Annotated in this window: 17 protein-coding genes and 1 tRNA gene; 7 read left to right on the top strand and 11 right to left on the bottom strand. The window is 61.9% G+C overall.

The genetic code is table 11. The features are described from left to right. Positions 1–102 precede the first annotated feature (102 nt). Positions 103–1,494: an NAD-dependent succinate-semialdehyde dehydrogenase gene (locus CZ322_RS04665; RefSeq protein WP_087070418.1), complete on the bottom strand. Its 1,392-nt coding sequence runs from the start codon at positions 1,492–1,494 to the stop codon at positions 103–105. Positions 1,495–1,881: 387 nt separating this feature from the next. On the opposite strand from CZ322_RS04665, the gene CZ322_RS04660 reads away from it, so the two are divergent. Next, positions 1,882–2,754 (top strand): hypothetical protein, encoded by an 873-nt coding sequence (locus tag CZ322_RS04660; RefSeq protein ID WP_143231852.1) that lies wholly within the window; start codon positions 1,882–1,884, stop codon positions 2,752–2,754. 12 nt (positions 2,755–2,766) lie between these two features. On the opposite strand, the gene CZ322_RS04655 is transcribed toward CZ322_RS04660, so the two are convergent. The 3 genes from CZ322_RS04655 to CZ322_RS04645 form a co-directional block, all read right to left on the bottom strand. Then, on the bottom strand, positions 2,767–3,630 hold the full coding sequence (locus CZ322_RS04655) for a Cof-type HAD-IIB family hydrolase (RefSeq protein WP_087071162.1): 864 nt from the start codon (positions 3,628–3,630) through the stop codon (positions 2,767–2,769). A gap of 97 nt (positions 3,631–3,727) precedes the next feature. Then, positions 3,728–4,684 (bottom strand): ribokinase, encoded by a 957-nt coding sequence (locus CZ322_RS04650; RefSeq protein WP_087070416.1) that lies wholly within the window; start codon positions 4,682–4,684, stop codon positions 3,728–3,730. Between the two features lie 169 nt (positions 4,685–4,853). Beyond that, positions 4,854–6,329, bottom strand: coding sequence for a threonine synthase (locus CZ322_RS04645; protein WP_087070415.1), 1,476 nt, complete (start codon positions 6,327–6,329; stop codon positions 4,854–4,856). Positions 6,330–6,576: 247 nt separating this feature from the next. Between CZ322_RS04645 and CZ322_RS04640 the strand changes: the two genes are divergently transcribed. Genes CZ322_RS04640 through CZ322_RS04630 form a run of 3 tightly spaced genes read left to right on the top strand, consistent with a single transcriptional unit; the run spans position 6,577 to position 9,907 of the window. After that, on the top strand, positions 6,577–7,941 hold the full coding sequence (locus CZ322_RS04640) for an ABC transporter permease (protein ID WP_087070414.1): 1,365 nt from the start codon (positions 6,577–6,579) through the stop codon (positions 7,939–7,941). Next, entirely contained in the window at positions 7,938–9,251 is a 1,314-nt protein-coding gene (locus CZ322_RS04635; protein ID WP_087070413.1) for an FtsX-like permease family protein, read from the top strand. Before CZ322_RS04640 ends, CZ322_RS04635 begins: the two co-directional genes overlap by 4 nt. 8 nt (positions 9,252–9,259) lie before the next feature. Next, a complete protein-coding gene (locus tag CZ322_RS04630; protein ID WP_087070412.1) occupies positions 9,260–9,907 on the top strand; it encodes an ABC transporter ATP-binding protein in 648 nt (215 codons plus the stop codon). Positions 9,908–10,027: 120 nt separating this feature from the next. On the opposite strand, the gene CZ322_RS04625 is transcribed toward CZ322_RS04630, so the two are convergent. The 7 genes from CZ322_RS04625 to CZ322_RS04595 all read right to left on the bottom strand — a co-directional run bounded on the left by CZ322_RS04625 (position 10,028) and on the right by CZ322_RS04595 (position 17,195). Next, positions 10,028–12,304 carry a prealbumin-like fold domain-containing protein gene (locus CZ322_RS04625; RefSeq protein ID WP_087070411.1) on the bottom strand — a complete coding sequence of 759 codons (2,277 nt, stop codon included), beginning with the start codon at positions 12,302–12,304 and terminating at the stop codon, positions 10,028–10,030. Between the two features lie 157 nt (positions 12,305–12,461). Beyond that, entirely contained in the window at positions 12,462–12,746 is a 285-nt protein-coding gene (locus CZ322_RS10420) for a DNA cytosine methyltransferase (protein ID WP_200807172.1), read from the bottom strand. Between the two features lie 104 nt (positions 12,747–12,850). Beyond that, a complete protein-coding gene (locus CZ322_RS10110; RefSeq protein WP_200807171.1) occupies positions 12,851–13,063 on the bottom strand; it encodes a hypothetical protein in 213 nt (70 codons plus the stop codon). Between the two features lie 14 nt (positions 13,064–13,077). Then, positions 13,078–13,353 (bottom strand): DNA cytosine methyltransferase, encoded by a 276-nt coding sequence (locus tag CZ322_RS10105; protein ID WP_200807170.1) that lies wholly within the window; start codon positions 13,351–13,353, stop codon positions 13,078–13,080. A 782-nt stretch (positions 13,354–14,135) separates the two neighbouring features. Beyond that, positions 14,136–14,211, bottom strand: a tRNA-Ala gene (locus tag CZ322_RS04605). A 147-nt stretch (positions 14,212–14,358) separates the two neighbouring features. Next, positions 14,359–15,840 carry a DUF6667 domain-containing protein gene (locus CZ322_RS04600; RefSeq protein ID WP_234984463.1) on the bottom strand — a complete coding sequence of 494 codons (1,482 nt, stop codon included), beginning with the start codon at positions 15,838–15,840 and terminating at the stop codon, positions 14,359–14,361. Positions 15,841–15,968: 128 nt separating this feature from the next. Then, a complete protein-coding gene (locus tag CZ322_RS04595; protein ID WP_087070407.1) occupies positions 15,969–17,195 on the bottom strand; it encodes a molybdopterin molybdotransferase MoeA in 1,227 nt (408 codons plus the stop codon). A gap of 161 nt (positions 17,196–17,356) precedes the next feature. On the opposite strand from CZ322_RS04595, the gene CZ322_RS04590 reads away from it, so the two are divergent. The 3 genes from CZ322_RS04590 (at position 17,357) to CZ322_RS04580 (ending at position 19,050) form a co-directional block, all read left to right on the top strand. Next, entirely contained in the window at positions 17,357–17,992 is a 636-nt protein-coding gene (locus tag CZ322_RS04590) for a 5-formyltetrahydrofolate cyclo-ligase (protein WP_087070406.1), read from the top strand. Between the two features lie 107 nt (positions 17,993–18,099). Then, entirely contained in the window at positions 18,100–18,309 is a 210-nt protein-coding gene (locus CZ322_RS10330; RefSeq protein ID WP_081689984.1) for an FmdB family zinc ribbon protein, read from the top strand. A gap of 108 nt (positions 18,310–18,417) precedes the next feature. Continuing rightward, positions 18,418–19,050: an SAF domain-containing protein gene (locus CZ322_RS04580; protein WP_087070405.1), complete on the top strand. Its 633-nt coding sequence runs from the start codon at positions 18,418–18,420 to the stop codon at positions 19,048–19,050. The last annotated feature ends 17 nt before the right edge of the window (positions 19,051–19,067 follow it).

The raw sequence follows: 19,067 nt of genomic DNA, 5'->3' as shown, positions 1-19,067 counted from the left end.
ACGACGACGACCGGGCCGGGATGCACGCATCCCGGCCCGGTGCATCTGGCCCACGGGAGATTGGGCCACCCGCGGCTGCTTGGGGCCGCGGGCGATCAGGGCTTAGAATTCGCCGTCGATGGGCGAATTGGCCACCACCTTGATATTGACGAATTCGTGAATACCCAGGTCGATGAGCTCGTGGCCGTAGCCGGAGTTCTTCACGCCGCCAAAGGGAATATCCGCCGCGACCGCGGTGGGATGGTTGAGGTAGACCATCCCGGTATCCAGCCGCGCGGCTACCTTCTTGCCGCGTTCCAGATCCTCGGTAAAGACCGAGCCACCCAGGCCGTAGGGCGAATCATTAGCGAGGGTAATCGCCTCTTCTTCGTCCTTGACCCGATAAATCTGGGAGACCGGCCCGAAGAATTCCGTATAGCGGCACTTCGCGCCCTCGGGGATGTCCGTGAGGATAGTGGGCTGGAAGAAGTTGCCGTGCTCGGGTAGCTCAATTCCGGCTTCTTCCGCCTTGGCACCCTCAGCGATAGCTTCCTCAAGCTGCTTGGCCAGATCGCGTTTCGCTGCCGCGGAGGACAGCGGCGCCAGGGTGGTTTCCCGATCCATCGGGTCCCCGGCCTTGAGCTGCTTGACGCCTTCCCGGTACTTCTCCAGGAATTCGTCGTACACGGAATCCACCACGATCATGCGCTTGGATGAGCAGCACACCTGCCCGGCATTCCAGTGCCGGCCGGTCACCGCCCAGGCGACCGTCTTATCAATATCGGCATCCTCGAGCACGATAAAAGCATCGGCCCCACCCAGTTCCAGCGTGGACTTCTTAATGTACTTGCCGGCCAGCTGCGCGATAGCCGCCCCAGCCACTTCCGAACCGGTGAGCGCCACCCCGCGCACCCGCGGATCGGCCAGCACAATTTCCGACTGGTCATGGGAGAGGTAAAGATTCTGGAAACAACCTTCGGGCAGGCCCGCTTCGCGGAAAATCTCCACGAAGGTAGCGGCCGATTCCGGAACGATGGATGCGTGCTTGAGAATGAGGGTATTGCCGGCGAAAAGCTGCGGGGCAGCCACGCGGACAATCTGGTAGTAGGGGAAATTCCACGGTTCCACCATGAAGAGCACCCCGAGCGGCTGGAAGAGCAGCTGCACGGAATCCTTCCCGTATTTATCCGAGGGGAGCGTGCGAGTGGCCAGATACTTTTCGCCATTGCGCACGTAGTCTTCAAACATCGCGATGCAGATATCGACTTCCGCTTCCGCTTCCCCGATCACCTTGCCCATTTCCTTGGTGATAATCGAGGCGTATTCGGTGCGGCGTTCGCGCAGCAGGTCGGCAGCTTTCTGGAGCACCTGCGCGCGCTGTTCATACGATGTTTCCCGCCACGCCAGGAAGGCGTTATGGGCAACGTCTACTGCCTTCTTGACTTCCTCATCAGTGGCAGTGGGATATTCCTTGAGTATTTCACCGGTGTACGGACTGACTGTCTTGTACGCCATTGTTCGACCTCCGCGTATCGGTGCGAGCAGACCCGCGGCCCGCCCGCGTAGTGGATATATTCGATGGGCTTCCCGGCGTATCCCGCGCGCCTCACCCCTGCGCGAGCAGCGCAGATACAGGGACTTAGGGCCGGGTAGAGAGGCGACGGCGCTTCGCTACCCGCGGGAAGAGAGCACATATACGGTTATGGGCGGAACGCGGAATCTCCCGCATTCCTACCTATCACTCTACCTATTTTTGGACACATGTGAGGGGTTTCATATCTCTGGGTGAACATGGGAATGCCCTGGGACCCCTGTCCCGGTGCTGCGTCGTCGTTCCACTGCGCCCGCGCTACAACGTGCCCGCCATGCCCGCCGCCGGGGCGCGGCCCCTACACTAGGGGTATGAGTAATACTTTCCCCCAGGGGGCAGACGTGCCCTCGGAACACTCCTCGAATCCGCCCGAGCCCAACGGCACTCCCGCACCGATGCCCACACCTGCACCTGCACCGGTGCCAATGGCAGCGACTACGCCCGCGGTTCGCACCACTCCGCCGCTGGCGGCTCCGCTCGGTGTGCTGGCCGGGTCCATTATCGGTTTTATTGGTACGGCGCTACACTTCTGGACTCTGCATATGAGCGCCGGCACCCAATCGGAAGATTTCGGCGTCAAGCTGTGGGAAACCGATACCAAGTCGGTGGCCATTTTCATCACCATCGGGCTGGCCCTGGGCGCGATTGGCGCTTTCGTGGGGCTGGTACGCCAGGCGCCCGCCGCCGTGCGGAAAACGTGGTCTTCGGGCGGCATCGTCGGCGCCGTTATCGTGGGGATTTACCTGGTTATTAATATCAAGCCCTCGGATGCGGATACCATCATCGCTTACGGGCAGGCCCAGGGCGTGGATGTGGATATTGCTCCCGGTATTGGCTACTACCTGCTCGCGGTGGCCGCGGTGCTCATGTTGGGCTTCGGGATCTGGCAAATCGCCAAGACCCCGGCCACGGTAGCCAGCGCCGCGCAGCCCGGTACCGATGCCGGCGCCGCCGCGCAAGCGCCCTTCGCCGGCCAGAGCCCGCAGTTCCCGCCGCAGGATCCCGTTTTCCCGCCGGCACCGCCCGCTGCGCCAGCAGCGGCGTCGTCGCCCGAAAATACGGACCGCGCAGAAAGCGCAGCGCCCGCGGAAACGCAGCCCGCGCCAGAACCGCGCGAGGGTGAAGAACCGCAACAGCCCCGCGAAGGTGAAGACCCGCAAGCACCGCAGGCCCCGCACAACTAGCGAAGCTGACGGCTACAGGCCCAGCTCGAAGAGGTCGTTGAGCACGGTGAGCACGCCTTCTTCCGCATTGGAGGGCGCCACGTAGCGGGCGGCCGCCACCACATCGGGCTGGGCATTCGCCATGGCGAAGCTGAAGCGTGCGTGCTCGAACATCGGGATGTCATTATTGAAATCCCCGAAGCACAGGGTTTGCGCCGGACTGATGCCGAGGCTCGCCTGGAGACCGGCCAGGCCGGTGCCTTTCGTGGCGGCGGAAGGATTGACGTCCGTCCACAGTTCGCCGCTGCGCACCACATCCACGCCCGGCCCGAGGGTTTCTAGCAGCGGGATCACGCGCCGGAGCGGGTCGGCGAAACTGAGCACCCCAATTTTGTAAATCCCCTCGGTATGGGGCATGAGGTCAGGGACGATCGCATTCGCGTGGTAGTAGGCGAGGGTTTCGTCCAGGAACGCGCTATCGCGGCGTTCGGCGTAAGCCTTCTCACCGCAGAGCACCGTGCCCACGTCCTCCCCCGCCGCGCTGAGCTCGCGCACGATCTCCACCACCCGCGCGCTGGTTTCCCGCGGCAGCGTGGTGGTGGCCAGCGGCTCGCCGTCCCGGCGCACATTCGCCCCGTTCTCCGCGATAATCGGCATGCCTTCCACGTGGGCGGAAAACATATCCGCGAGGGTCTGGTACTGCCGCCCGGAGGCCGGGCAGAAAATAATGCCACGCTCCCGCAGGCGCGCCACCAGCTCATTGCCGCGTTCCGGGAAAATCTTCCCCGGCAGGAGGAAGGTGCCATCCATATCAACGACGACGAGTTTCACGCTGGCGGCGGCCTCGCGCAGGAGGCTCAGATCGGTAGGTGTGGGCTCGGTAGGTGCGGGAGGCACGAAAAAACCTTTCTGGGTAGTACTGGGGTCAAGCGCCGTGCTTAGTTTTCCGTGGCGGGTACGCGGCGGAAAAGCCCGCGGCACCCGCTCCGGTTGTTCAGTTTTCCGTGGCCGCGGCTTCCGTGCCGGCGCCGCTAGCGGCGCCAACACCGGCCAGCGCCACCACATCCGCGCGGCTGGCCGTATAGCCTTGCGCCCCGGAGGCCCCGGTGGCGATAGCGCCAAGCGCCGTGCCCCACCGGGCCGCGGTGGCCAGGGATTCACCCACCGCCAGGGCGGCCGCGAAAGCCCCCACAAAAGCATCGCCCGCGCCGGTGGTATCCACAACATCCACGTGGTGGGCGGGTAGCGCATCGGCCTTGACATCAGCATCGGGCAGGTAGGCGTCAATATACTGGCAGCCGTGGCTTCCCAGCGTCACCACGATGGAACCGCCGTAACGCAGATGGAGCTGCTGGGCGCGGTCGGTCACCTTGGTTCCCAAGATGGTATCCGCCTCGGTTTCGTTCACGATGAGCACGTCCACATTCTCCAGCAGGTGGCCCACCGGGGCGGCCGGGGCGGCATTGAGCACCGTGGTAGCCCCGCGTTTCTTGGCCTCCGCCAGGGCGGCCGCCACCGCGGGTTCGGGAATTTCCAGCTGGCAGACCACAATATCCCCCGCCTGCACCGCGGCGAGGCGCTCCACCACATTCTCCGGGGTATTCGCGGCGTTTGCACCGGCCACCACCACGATGGCATTTTCGCCATCCGCATCGGATTGGATCATGGCCTGCCCGGTAGGTTCGCTCACCCGCAGCACGGCAGTCATATCAAGATTTTCTTCCGCGGCGAGCTCGGTGGCAACGGCATCTCCCACCGCATCGCGACCGAGAGCCGCAACCATCGTAACGGGAATTCCCATGCGGGCCGCGGCAACCGCCTGGTTGAGGCCCTTCCCGCCCAGCGCGGTGTGGGAGCTGAGCGCGGAAATTGTTTCTCCCGGCTCCACAAAATTCTCCACCTTGAGGAAAGTATCGGAATTCATGCTTCCAACAACGAAAATGCGTGCCATGGATACACCCCGTTCTATTTAGGCTCGTGCGCGGGCGACGGCGCCAATCGCGCGGCTCATCACCCTAATACTACCCGGAGCCACTCCGGTTCCGGGCGCACTCACCCAAAGGTGGTACGACGACGCGCGCGGCGCGCAGCGCCGCGCGGGGAACCAGCCCGGCGGCCCACTAAGCGCAATGCGTGGCGATATACTCGCGCACCGCTTCCGGATCGGCGGGAACCTGGGTTGCACGCTGCGGGAGGGCGAGCAGCCCGGCCAGGCGTTCCTCCAGGCCATCGGCCACATCCCCGACCGCTTCACGCACGGTATGCGCGAATTTCTCCGGGCGGGCGGTTTCCATGGCGAGCACCGGGACCACGCCGTCGCTCAGGCGGCGAGCCACCGTGACCGCGTCCGCGGTATGCGGGTCAATGAGAATCCCGCTGGTCCGGTAGGTCCATTCGATAGCGGCCAGGCGGTCCGCATGGTGGGATGAGGAGGCCGCGAAACCGAATGTCTCCCCGAATTCCGGCAGATAATCGCGCATATCTAACGTCCCGGTGGCGCCCAGCTGCGCCCAGGCGGCCAGGAAATCCTCCCCCAGCACCTGCCAGATAAACCGCTCCACATTGGAGGCCTTGGAAATATCCATGGAGGGGCTGGAGGTGGCGAACGTACGCTCGCGCGAGCGCGGGGTATAGCGCCCGGTGGTGAAGAATTCTTCCAGCACATTATTTTCGTTGGTGGCCAGCAGCAGGCGGCGGATGGGCAAGCCCATGCAGCGGGCCAGGTGACCGGCGTAAATATTGCCGAAGTTACCCGAGGGTACACAGAAATCCACCTGGCTGGCCCCGGCACCTGCCCCGCCGGCCCCACCGGGAGCGGGAGGGGGCGCCGCGGCAGCGGCGGCGTCGTTCAAAGCCCGCGAAAAAGTGCCATCGGTATAACGCAACCACGCCCAGAAGTAGTAGACGATCTGCGCGGCGATCCGCCCGAAGTTGATGGAATTAACCGCGCCGATGCGGTAGCGGGTTTTGAAATCGATATCCGAGCTGAGGGTTTTGACGATGTCTTGGCAGTCGTCGAAAACGCCATCGACGACGAGGTTGTGGATATTGGGGTCCTGGAGGGAATACATTTGGGCGCGCTGCACCGCGGACATGCGCCCGCGCGGGGAGAGCATGACCACCTGCACGCCCGGCTGGCCACGGAAAGCGTATTCCGCCGAGGAACCGGTATCCCCCGAGGTGGCGCCCAGGATGGTGAGTTCGCGCCCGGTAGCGGCCAGCACGTAGGGAATGGCCTGGCCCAGGAATTGCATGGCGAGATCCTTGAAGGCCATGGTGGGGCCTTCGGATAGGCCCACCAGCACGAGGGTGTTATCCACGCGGCGCAGCGGCACCCCGCCCGGGAAATTCTGCGGGCTATAGGCGGCCGCGGTGAGGCGCGCGAGGTCCGCGGTGGGAATATCGGTGGCGTACAGGCCAATAATCGCGGCGGCCAGCTCCGGGTAGCTCAGGGTGCGCCAGGCTTCGAGCTGGGCGGCGCTCACCTGCGGGATGCTGGCGGGCACCACCAGGCCGCCGTCCGGGGCCAGGCCGTCGAGCAGAATATCGGTAAAAGAAGCCGGTTCCATCCCGGAACGCGTGGAGATGAACTGCATGCTCGCCTTTCGCTGAGGGTGGGCGCGGGGAAGAAGGCCGCTCTCCCATCATAGTGGCTCCCGGCTGCGCGCAATACGGGCGGCCGCTGTACTGCTGGCGCACGGCCCGGAGCAGGCCGCCCGGCGCGCAGAACCTCGCGAACGGCTCTTCACATTCTCTTCACGAAGCCTCCAGGAAGTCTCCAGTAAGCTGAGAAAAGCTACTACCTATCAGAAATTTTCCCGAAGACGTGAAAGGTACCCGGTAGTGACCTTAGCTGGACGCGCGTGGCGTTACGTCGCCCGAAAACATATCCGTACCCTGCTTCTTTTCGTCATTATCACAGCGGTGGTGACCGTGCTAGTTTCGGCCGGGGCGGTGCGCACAGCCTCAGCCGCCGCGGGCCGCGACGCGGAACGCACCCTGGGCTCCGGTTTCGTGCTGGAGAACTCCCCCTATAACTCCGGCACCCCGCGCGGGGGCGGCACCGTCAAACCCGCGGACGTGGAGCGAATCGCCGCCCTGCCCGGGGTGGATCGCTACACCGCGCGCCAAGATGTGACCGCGGATCTGGTGGGCGCCAAGGTGGCCCGGCTGGACCGCCAGGAATATGACGCCAAGCGCGAGGCGCAGCTCGGTAACGCGGTGAGCGTGCGCGGGGTGAGCGCCAGCGCGGACGAAACGAATATTCGCAGCGGCACCCTGGAGCTGGTGGCCGGGCGGCATATTACCCGCGAAGATAAAAATAAGGCGATTATTCACGAGGATTTGGCGCGGCTCAACGGCCTGACCGTGGGCTCGAAACTCACCCTGCGCGGGAACCCCTACGATTACGACAATACGAAGAAATCCACCGCGGAAGTCACCGTGGAAATCGTGGGGCTGGTGCGCGGGGATAATCCGCAGCCGGCCGCGCGCCGCCTCGAGCTTTTCGCCAACGCGGTCTACACGGACCTCGCCACCACCCGCGCGCTCTACGCCTACACCCCGGAAACCGAGATCTACCAGGACACCACCTTCTTCGTGGCCGAAGGCGCCGATAGTGAAGCGGTGATGAACGAGGCGCGCGGCCTGCCCATCGATTGGCGTAACTATCAGCTCACCCGCACCTCCCAGCTGCTCACCGGGATTACCGGCGCGGTGGCCGGGGTGCAGAGCGTCATGACCGGCGCGATTATAACGACGGCGCTGCTGGCCCTCGCGCTTCTCAGCCTGGTTCTGGTGCTGTGGCTGCGCGAACGCCGCCGCGAAACCGGGGTGCTGCTCGCTATCGGCACCTCGAAAGCGAAGATTCTGGGCCAGTACCTGGTGGAGTTGCTCTTTATTACTATTCCGGCGGCGGCGTGCGGGGTGGCGCTCAGCACCGTGGTCGCCCAGCGGGTGGGGACCAGCATGCTGGCCTCGGTGAAGAAATCCGGGATGGAAGAGCTCACCTCGCAGGCGCCGCTCGGGGGCGGGGTGGACGTCACCACCGCCACCCGAACCTTGGATGATCTTGCGGTCCAGTTGAGTGCGGGTACGACAACGCTCGCTCTGGCCCTCACCCTCGCCGTGCTTATCGGAGCAACCGTGCTGGCGGCTCTCCCCATGCTGCGCACCTCCCCGCGCAAACTGCTGGTGAGTGCGGCATGAGTGGGGTAACTCCCATGAGCGCGGGGGCGCGCGCTGGGCTCGCGCTGCGGCGCCGCCCGGTTCGCAATGTGCTGCTTTTCGTGGTTATTAGCGTGATTTTTACGGCGTTGGTGGCGCAGGCCGGGGTGCGCGGGGCCATGGGCCAGCTGCGCACCGCCATTGACGCCCAGGTCGGAGCCGGGTTCGTGGCGAGCGCGCCGGCTGCTGCGCCCAGCGGGGCGGACGGTGCGATCCCAAGCGATAGCCCAAACACCAATCCCGCCGATAATCCGCTGACCCAAGCCGCGCCTACCCTGAGTCCGGCCCAGGCCAGCCAGCTCGCGGCGCTGCCCGGCGTGACGAGCACTGCAACCGAGCAAGATATTCTGGCCACTCCGGTGGGAGCCCGAGCTGTGGCCACCGCGGGCGGGGTGCAGCTGGATGCCGGCGTCATGGGCGCGGTGACGGTGACCGCGAGCTCCGATCCGGCACGTTTCCCGGCTTTCGCGGCCAGGCTCTACCGGCTCACGTCCGGAAAGATGAACAGCAGCGCGAAACCGGGCGCCCTCATTCACCGTGATTTCGCCGAGGCGAATACCTTGCGGCTTGGCGATGAGCTGCGGCTGCGCGGCCCGGCCGGCGAGGTGACCCGCCAGATCACCGGGATTTTCGACGGCACCACCCCGAATCCGTCTGGACTGCCGGCAAGCGCAGCCGCGAATCGCATCCTCGTGGATAGCGCGGCCGGCCGTGAGCTCAGCGGGGAAGCGGGTGCCACCCGGGTGCGGTGTTTCACCGCGAGCGCGAGCGAGTTACCCGCGAGCCTGGCCGCGGCCCGCGCCGCACTTCCCGATCTCAGCTACGAGCACAATGCCGCGAGTTTCACCGGGGTGCTGCGCGCGATGGATAGCGTGGAGGGCCTGTTGAGTGCACTGCTCAGCGGTGCCTGCGCGGCCGGCGTGGTGATTGCCGCGGCGGTGTTGGCCCTGTGGGTGCGCGGGCGTATGCGGGAAATTGGGGTGCTGCTCTCGCTCGGGCAGCAGCGCCGCGTGATTGCCGGCGGTTTCGCGCTTGAGTTGGGCGCGCTGGCGCTGGCTGGCGGCGTCGTCGCTATTCTTGCGGGGCGCCAGCTTACCGTGCTTGTGGGGCGGGCCGTTGTGGACGGTGCGGCGCCGGGCGCGCTGGCCGGGTTGCCTCCGGTGGCGGTGAGTGGCGCGGATATTGCGTGGGCGCTGGGTGTTGGCGCCGGGATTCTTGCCGTGGCGCTGGCTATTGCGCTGTTTCCGATTTTGCGCCGGTCTCCCCGGCAGATTCTTTCGTCACTGAGTTAGGAAAAATTATGAATGTTATGGAACTTGATCACGTGAGTTACAGCTACCCGGGTAGCGGCGCGAAGGTGCTGACCGATGTGTGCGCAGGTTTCGAGCCGGGCACGGTTACGGCGCTGCTGGGCGCTTCGGGGGCCGGGAAATCGACGCTGTTGAGTTTGCTGGCGGGTTTGGATACGCCCACGAAGGGCGCGGTGCTTTTTGAGGGCGTGGATATTGCGACGACGGGCTACGCCCATCACCGCCGCGCCCATATTTCGCTGGTGTTCCAGAATTACAATCTCATTGATTACTTGACGCCGCTGGAGAATGTGCGGCTGGTGGATCGGCGGGCGGATAGTTCCGTGCTGCTGGAGCTGGGTTTGAGTGAGGATGAGATTCACCGTAATGTGCTGCGGCTTTCTGGTGGGCAGCAGCAGCGGGTGGCGATTGCGCGGGCGCTGGCCTCACCCGCGCCGGTGATTCTTGCGGACGAGCCGACGGGAAACCTTGATGAGGACACCGCGCGCGGCGTGGTCCAGATTTTGCACGACGCCGCACATCTGCACGGCAAGTGCGTCATTCTTGTCACGCACTCCGCGGATATTGCCCGCGGCGCCGATCGGGTTCTCACGCTCTCCCACCGGCGCCTCACCGAGCAACGGGCGGGAGTGCGTTAGCCACAGCACTGCACTTCACCTGCGTGAAGATCCACGGGAGCCCAGAGGTTCTTGAAACGTGAGCGGGGGTCGAAAGTTATCGGCCCCCGCTCACTCTAATTATTTCGCTTCCAACAAACCTTAGTTGGCTTTCGATTTCCGATACAGGGCGATACCTGTTCCGAATACGGCAATCACCGCAATAAGTAAGCCACCTTCGAATCCGGTAGCCGGCAGCTTCTTATTGGGTTTTTCCACCTTCTTGATATTCGGAGTAGGTTTCGCGCTCGAGGTACCGCCGGGTTCGGAACTCGGAGTAGTGCTCGGATCCACACTCGGAACATCGCTAGGCTCAACACTCGGGTGAGCACTGGGGTCGATGCTCGGATCCGCGCTTGGTTCGACGCTCGGGGCACCACTAGGTTCACCACTGGGGTCCGCGCTCGGGCCACTACTGGGATCCGCGCTCGGCTCCACACTCGGGCTGCCGCTGGGCGAGGTGCTTGGAGTATTGCTCGGCTCCACACTCGGGGCACCGCTTGGTTCGACGCTTGGGCCACTACTGGGGTCGATGCTCGGTTTCACGCTTGGTTCGACACTCGGAGTAGCGCTCGGTTCCACACTGGGCTTATCACCCGGGTTCTTCACTTTCGTATTGGAAACCACCACAACTTTTTGCTTGAACTGCACCGGCACGACGGTGTCTTTTGCCTTGACGAAGCCTTCCGGAGCCTTGACTTCAACGAAGACATAGTTACCGCGCTTCAGCTCAAGTTTCACGCCTGTCGTACGATCCGGTAGATAGAGTTTGCCATCCGCGCCGCTCACCAGGTTCTCCAGTTTTACGCCATCCCGATTAGTGGCAATATCACCCGGAGTTCCGTCGGATTTTGCTTTGTAGATGCTGAACACCGCACCTGCCAAAGCCTTACCCGTATCATCCTGCTTCACGAAGTCGATCAGTTGATACCCATCGGTCTCAGCAGTAATCCCCGGCGGTTTAAGCTCTTCGGGGTTGTATCCTTTACCCTTCGCTTCAACGTCACCGGGTTTGGATCCTTCGTATTTAATCGGAGTGCAATTCTGATGCACTTGCGGATCGCAGTTCGGAATCTCTTGAGCGTAATAGGACGCCTTATTGACATAAATAGGCCGCCCGTTTTTGCTGAGCATAACCGAATCATTAACAGGCTCAGCATCAAAGCCGATATTGAAGTATCCACCCCCGTCAAAGTACTTCGAGGAGTAATTCTTCACTCGCAGCATGAATCCTTTACCAACGACCTTATACAGGCCGCCAGCATCATCAATAAGCTTTTGTTCCTCAGCTGTGAGGGGCTCTCCTGCCGGTTTTTGCAGCAGAATATCTTTCGGTACGGTAGCGTTCGCCATGCTCATCATGCCTTGTTTCTTGGCTACGATGTCATAGCGATCCAAAGGGATGGGTTTTTCCTCAAACGCCGCAGTTCGGGAAGATACAGGATTTTCTGGCTCGGGTGTACGGAAGTAGATGTCATAAAGCCACATCTCCATGCGCTGCTCAGCGGGCTTTGTAGAATCTTTTACCCAATGCGGATTCGTTGCCCCGAGTTCAGCCAAGAAGGAATCTTTACCTCCCTGAGTTTTTTCGTCGTAAACGGCAACATTCCCGTGAAGAGCCATATTCACATCGGGCGTGTCGTAAATGATAAATTCATTATTCGGCCGCAACCTGGTACCAACTTGGATCTCAGAGTAGATATACGATTTATCGCCATCTACTTTCGAAGCACCCGTCTTCTCCAAAGAAGCCATATCCGGGAGTTTGACAACAGGCTTCTTTACCCGATAGGTAACCTGCTTCCCCGTCGACTTGCCGTCGACTGTAATGTCGTAAGCGACATCAACGTGGGTAACATCTGGGTTTTCCTCAAAATACGTGTCACGTACGCCTTTATCAACGTAGAACGGCATCTCAATTTGGGAAGTAACAAAATCTTCACTCACGTCAGTGAAAGTAAAGACTCCAATATGCCCAGCTTCAGTAGCCACATCAGCGAGTTTGGCACCGGTGACAGAATCTGTAATTTGAGTGACTGAATTGAAGTTGCCACTTATGCGCAACAAGTCCAAAGCGGGATCAATCGGGGTCAAACCAACCTTCAGGACATCCCCCGCATTAACAGTTGGATGCGCACCTTTCTTAGCCAACTTGAACTTGAGAGTTCCCGCCCATCCCGTAGTCGCGCTAACTTCAGTGGTGGTTCCGATATGAGAATTCACGGTTAAGTTGGAGTTGCGGTTCATCCCGATGGAAGACTGATCAACCAATCCGGAAATGTCATTCGCGGCTAAGGCCGTAGGAATAGCAATACCCGCCAATACAATCGCACCGGAAATCAAGGATGCGAAAAGCCCCCAAAGTTTGCGGTGTTTCATACGCTCTCCCGTCTCAGGGCATCCCCCTATGGACACCCTTAACGAATCAATCGAATACGATAATGATAATTTCATTTATAGTATTCACTAAGATAAATACTTATCCATTTTGCAACATAATAACCGTGACATCCCCTCCGTTTCAATACACCAATCCCTAACTTTGAACTCTGTTACGTTGCGGGATAACGCGTTCTGTAAGCCCGAAGTGGGCGTGGGCTTCGGTCGCGGTGAAAGAGAGCAATGCTTCATTGCCGAGTGGAGTGAATTCACCGCGGGTCGGCGTTATGTTATCGGCCTTGAGTAGCTCTGCGGCTACCGCGCGGCCAAGCATGACAGGAACGGAGTTTCCGATTTCTCTGAAGCCGTTCCACTTGGTTATGTGGAATCTGAACCAATCCGGGTAGCCGTGCAAACGTGCTGCTTCCCGTACTGTAATCACCCGAGGATGGACGGGGTCGAGCGTAATTCCTCAGATCTTGTGTGACACCACGCAGGATTGCCGCGTAGGGGCTTGGTTCCGAGTATTCAACGCTCTCCACCGAATCACTGGGCAGCAAACTCCTCAAAAGTATCTGCGTCGGGTAGAACTGCGAGAGCGTCGCTGACGCTGGGCCCCAGCGGGAGCAGGTTCCCTTCCGGAAGTGAACCATTGATACGGCGTGGTGTATACCGCGGACTCGGGTAGCTGGGGCGCGAGCGCAATTCCAGGACTAAACGGACAAATTCCTTGAGGAGGGAATTACGTTCATCATCCAAAGAGCGTTTGCCTATCAGTGAAATCCCTTGCAGGGTGGACCTCCCGCTACGAGGTGAATCTCTTGGTCCTGAATATTCGATTCGGAGCGGATCATTGCGCCGCTGACCTTACGCACGTCCACGCAGAATGTTTTGCCGTAGGGGAAATTAAATTCGTGGATGGCAGCGTGGATCGGATCGTACTCAACGGCCGCGGCAACGTCATACCCGGCTTGCTCCAGACCTAGGGAAAGTCCGCCGGCTCCCGAAAAGAGATCCACAGCAATGGGGCGACGACTGTTCTGTGACATGCTCGAAGCTTATTGGTGGCCAACGACAGAATTTTGGAGCAGAAGGAAGCCTCCATGAGCGTCTCCGTCCATGATATCCTGGCCATCGAAGACCCCGGAACGATCCCTAGCCTCGGCTAAATCGCCGGGGTTATGGCTTTCCAGGATCCGCGCATACGTCAAAATAGGACTCATAGACCGGGTTAGGAGGCGAAATGATTCAATCGCCACCGAGAAAAATCGGAAGAGGGCTAACAGTATCCCTAAGCGTCGTCGTTGCGTTATGTGGCTGTTCGAGCAGCGAAGCCACTTCACACTCGGAAAAGATAATAAACTGGACAAAGTACGAAGTCACAAATTCACACGAGCTGACCTTTACCGCTATCACGGGCGACCCCAAATGTTTCAAGTTACGTACCGTCGTCAAGGAAACTAATGGACGCATTGAGGTGGCAGTCATCGAGGGAACACCGCCGAATGCTCCGCAACACTGCACGGCTGTGGGGAGGGTCGAAAAGCTCATTGTTAAAACTGAAGCTCCAGCGCTAGATCTGGATGTCCGCGCTTTACCAGCAGAAGAAGTCCAGTTAAATCCCTGACTCCCCAAAAGCGGAATATTCCTCTACGGCAAGTACTGGCTCACATCCCAAGTTTTCTATGATCCAGGGTGGTATAGTCAGCCGTTAAAGACCCCGGAACGATCCCTAGCTTCGGCTAAATCGCCGGGGTTTCGTCTACCCTTTTCTCGTGAGGTCTGCAAGCCGCATGCGAAATGGATGTGTGTGGGTATTTACCAGCCAGAATGGTGGAGCTAAGGGGATTCGAACCCCTGACCTTCTCATTGCGAACGAGACGCGCTACCAACTGCGCCATAGCCCCAAAGACCTGATTAGTTTAGCACCCGAACGGCCCGGAATGAAATTTCGGGGAGTGGTTCCCATTACACCACTCCCCGATCTTCCTTTTCAGTTAGTACCCGCGCCGCAGTAGCTCAGCAGTCAGCCAGACCGATCCAGCCAGCCAAAGCTACGCGCGGCGCTTGCGCAGCAGCTCGTCCAGAGCCGCCCCACCTGCAAGACCATCATGCGCAGGTGCAGCTGCCTGTGCGGGAGGCAATGCGGCTTCGGCCATCGATGCCGGCGTTGCTTGGCCAGCAGGCGCTGTCACAGCGGCTGCCTGCCCCACCGCAGCCTGAGCGGTACCTTGCGGAGCAGCTTGACCCGCCGGCACTGTGGAAGCCGCCGCACCTTGCGCCACAGCATCCACGAAAGTCACCCGCTCGCCAATCTCCTTGGGGCGGTAGGGCACCGGAGCTACCGGGGCTTCAGGAGCCTGGTAGGGCGCTACCGTGCGCTGTTGAATCTGCGGCTTGAGCGTATAGCTGGACAGCTGGCGGCGCGGAACCGCTCCGGCCACGAAACGCTTGGGAAGTTTCTCCGCTTGTTCGCGTTGCGAACCGGCGATAGGAGCGAAATCTTCCGCGGCGATAATCCCTTGTTCAAGGGTCACCGAAATGCCGGAACGGCGCTTAGGCGCCCGCGCCCCCGCGTTCCGGCTCCGTGCTTTTCCCGGGTTCACCCCGGCTTCATATTCATCGGCGTTCGCGGCCTGAGCATCGCGAGCTTCACCAGCGCCACCGTCACGAGCATCGCCAGCAGCTTCAGCTTCACCTTCACCAGCTGCATCTGCGCCGCCGGTGGCCGCGGAGGCAGCCGTCGGCGTGGTAGCCGCGCTCCCACTCCCCGCGCTCGCGCTCGCCGCACTCCGGCTGAGATCAGCACTCCGCCCCAGATCCGCGCTGCGGCTCGCATCGGCCGTCAGCGCCCCGAGGTCATCGCTTCCCAGGGCCGCGCTGGCCGCGCTCAAAGCCGAATGGGCGGAAGCCGCCGAGACCGCCGAACGCCCGGGGCGCGGGCGAGCCGGGCGGCGCGAATGGCGCTGCGCCCCGCGGGTCTTCCGGATACCAAGTTCCTCGGTGAGCTCGGCAATATCCTCGCGGTCCCGAGCGGTTGCTTTCCCCATTTCACTGAGGAGGTAGCCGAAGCCCGCCCCGTACAGCACCCCGATGCCCACAGCAACGTAGAAAATCCAACGGGGCATCGTCGCCGTAAAAGCAAGAGCGCCGAGCACCACAATGAGCAAGCCTAAAGCGCCCGCAACCACAAAACCGCGCTGGCGGTTCGCCGCGCGTTGGGAAATACGTGCTTTACGGCGCGCGCGTTCCCGCGCCAGGGTGCGCACATTACGCCCCGCGCTGGGTGGAAGAATATCGCGTTCGTCGTTCTCTGCCATGATGACCTCCGGCTTCCGGAAAAAAATGGCCCCGGTTGGCCCGCCAGTTTCCACGCCCGCCGTTCCGTCCGGCAGCGCGAGGGTGCGTAGCTGGGGTGAATAGCGTTCGTCGATGCGCACATCAGCGAGGATGACGCGCCGCCGATACACACCAGGGATGACATAGACCATGAGCAGCACAACTACTGCCATCAACGCGTATCCCTGGAATCCCACACAGCCACTTTAACCAATCGCGGGGCGCTCAGGCAGGGACGCGCCGTTACTTTCGTAGAGAGAATAACAACGGTGTGATTCGTGGGACGAATGGGGTTGTTGAGCAGGGCTATCCCTTCAAGCTAGGCTTACCCGTTGAGAATCATGCACTCCAATTCGTCGCCGATTCCCACGCTTTCCTTATCCGCGGGAACCACCGCTAGCCCATTCGATTTCGCGAAATTCGCCAGCGAGAGCAGCTCCACATCCCCCACCGGGTCAAATTCGTAGCCGGCGCGCGGATCGCCGTACACCTGCACCCGCACGTAATCCTGCACGCCCGGCCGGGAGAGCAGCCCGCGCACCGCCCGAGCCCGGATGGAGCGCGGGGTCACGTGCTTGTAGCCGGCCATTTTCCGCAGCGAGGGGCGCACAAATACCTCGAAGCACACCAGCGCGGCCACCGGGTTGCCCGGCAGGCAGAACATGAGTGCCGAATTTGCGCCGTCGCCCCCGATGGTACCCACCCCGACGTGCCGGCCCGGATTCATAGCGACGGCGTCGAACCGCATCGAACCGAGCGGAGACAGGACCTCCTTGAGGGTATCTCCACCCCCGTAACTCAAACCGCCGGTGGTGAGGATAACGTCGGCGCGCAGCAGCTGGTCCTCCAAAGACTCGCGCAAGAGATGCCGGTCATCGGAAACCGCCGGTACGCGGTACGCAACCGCCCCGGCGTTACGTACCGCGGTGGCAAGCGCGTGCGAATTCGCGTCGTAAATCTTTCCGTTACCCAAAGCTTTTCCGGGCGCCACCAGTTCATCGCCCACAGACATCACGACGACGCGCGGCGCCGGCCGCACCCGCACCCGGTCGCGCCCGGCCGCCGCCAGCAAGGCAATATGGCGCGCCCCAATACGGGTGCCTTCCTCCAGAATCGTGGTGCCGGCCCGCAGGTCCTCACCCTGCGCGCGCACATTCTCCCCGGGGGCCACGCGCGCCGTAATATCCACCTGCGCTTCCCCGTGATCCGTATCGATAAGGGGAACAACGGCGTCCGCGCCCGTGGGCATCCGCGCCCCGGAAGCAATGCGGGCCGCCGCGCCGGGAGTGTGGGCGATGCGGTCGGTGGTGACGGCGAAAATATCATCGGTCACCGGGAAATGCGCCGGACGGGCAGGCTCGGCACCGAAAGTTTCGTCCGCGCGCACCGCGTACCCATCCAGGGCCGCCAGGTCGGTGTGAGGAACATCAACAGTCGCGACAACGTTTTCGGCAAGAATACAGCCCATCGCGTCGGCAAGCTCCACATCGAGAGCCTCCAAAGGCTGGGCGACCTTTAAGAATTCATCGAGTTGCTCGGCTACTGTTTTCACGTATTCCTCCTCGGTACACAGCACAGCGTACCGGTTTGGGGGCCTGCCGGCGCTCACGCCGCGCGCACGGGCCTTGTTATTAGAGCACGACGGGCCTTGGCTCCGAGCCACAAGGGCCTTACTCCTAGCGGGCATCCAGCACCTCGTGCCACACTGGTGCCATGACCGACCACACCCTATCTCTTCCTGATGTCTCCGCGATGGCGGTGCCGGAAGCCAAACAGGCCTTGCGCGCAACGGTGCGCGCGGCTCGGGCTAAGCGCACGCCCGCCGCCCGGGAGGAAGCCGAAGCCCGCTGGGTCACCACCGTGCTGGATTTCCTCGGCACCGCCACCACGGTTGCCGGCTATATTTCCGTCAACAACGAACCGGGTACCCGGGCGCTATGCGATGCCATTGTGGCCAGCGGGCGCACCCTCCTTGTGCCCAAGCTCGGCCCCGGGCTCACCCGCCAGTGGGCGCGCTACACCGGCGCGGAAAATCTTACCGACCAGGCACCCGGCCGCCCGCCCGCACCCCGGGGCGAAGCCCTCGATTCCATGGTGTTGCGCGAGGTCGACGCCGCTTTTATCCCCGCGCTGCTCGTCAATCACGACGGCGTGCGCCTGGGCCAGGGCGGAGGCTGGTATGACCGCGTGCTCAAGCAGCTCGATAGCGCCACCCCGGTCGGCGCCCTGATTTGGCCCGAAGAATACGTGCACACGCCCCTCCCCCACGATGAGATGGACGTGCCGGTGCGTTACGTTCTGCTCCCCGAAACCGTGGTGGACCTGGGCGGACATTCTCCCCTGCACTAGGGTTGCGGGCGACTTTCCCGAGGGCACGTGTCACGCGCTAGAATAATGCGCCGTACGGCTTGTGCCGGCCGCCCCTCGGCTCGGCCACCGGCCCGGAAAGGAAGAACGTGCCTACCTACAGTTACCGTTGTGACAATTGCGGTCACCATTTTGATGCGCACCAGTCGATGACAGCCGCCGCCCTGGTCACGTGCCCGGAGTGCGGGAAAGACGCATTGCGGAAGGTAATGGCAGGGATTAGCGCAATCGTGTTCAAGGGCTCGGGTTTCTACCACAATGACTCGCGTTCCTCGGGTGGGAGCTCCACGCAAAACTAAGTACGACGACGCCGCTCGGTTTATCCCCAGCTTCGCGAAACGCTGCCGGTATCCACAGGCGGGCCTAGTTCTGGTTTGCGGCTGAGCATTCCTCGCTAGCCTCAAGCTATGACTGGTATCCACACGCGGCTGTGGCGGGCACGCCACCTGCTGCTGGCCGGGGTTGCCCTCCTGGCTTTTTTCACTATTCTTCAGGCAATTGAGCGCCGCTACCCGGAAACCGGGCAAGTGCTGGTCGCGCGCCGCAATCTAGCGGCCGGGCATGTGCTGAGCGGGCGTGATGTGGAGGCGCGCACCGTGGCCCGGGATCTCATTCCGGAAAATGCGCTTTCTTCGGAAGCTGAGGCCAGCGGGCAACGCTTGGCCGCCAATATTCCGGCCGGGTATCCCCTGGCCCGCGGGGTGTTGCTCTCCCAAGAATTCTTACGCGATCCGCCCGCCGGGCACGTGGTGGTGGCGGTGCGGGTGGCTTCCGATGGGACCGGGAGTTTTATTGAGCCGGGTAATTTTATTGGCTTATATGCTCCGGCCCCAGAACACAGCACGGAGGCCGGAGCGGTCCGCGTGGTGGAACGAGCCGCGGTGGTGGGGATCGGTGAAGAGGAAAAGAACGCCGGCATGCTCTCCGAGGGTGTCACATATCGAGTGCTCTACCTGGTTGTTCGCGAAAAAGACGCTAATCTTATCGTGGGCTATGCTGCCGCGGATTCTTTGCGGGCAGTGCTGGTAGCCCCTCCATAGTTTCTGCCACCGGGGTG

It is taken from the genome of Actinotignum timonense (assembly GCF_900155575.1).
Classification (GTDB): Bacteria; Actinomycetota; Actinomycetes; order Actinomycetales; family Actinomycetaceae; genus Actinotignum; species Actinotignum timonense.
This window is presented reverse-complemented; position numbering and strand designations above follow the sequence as displayed.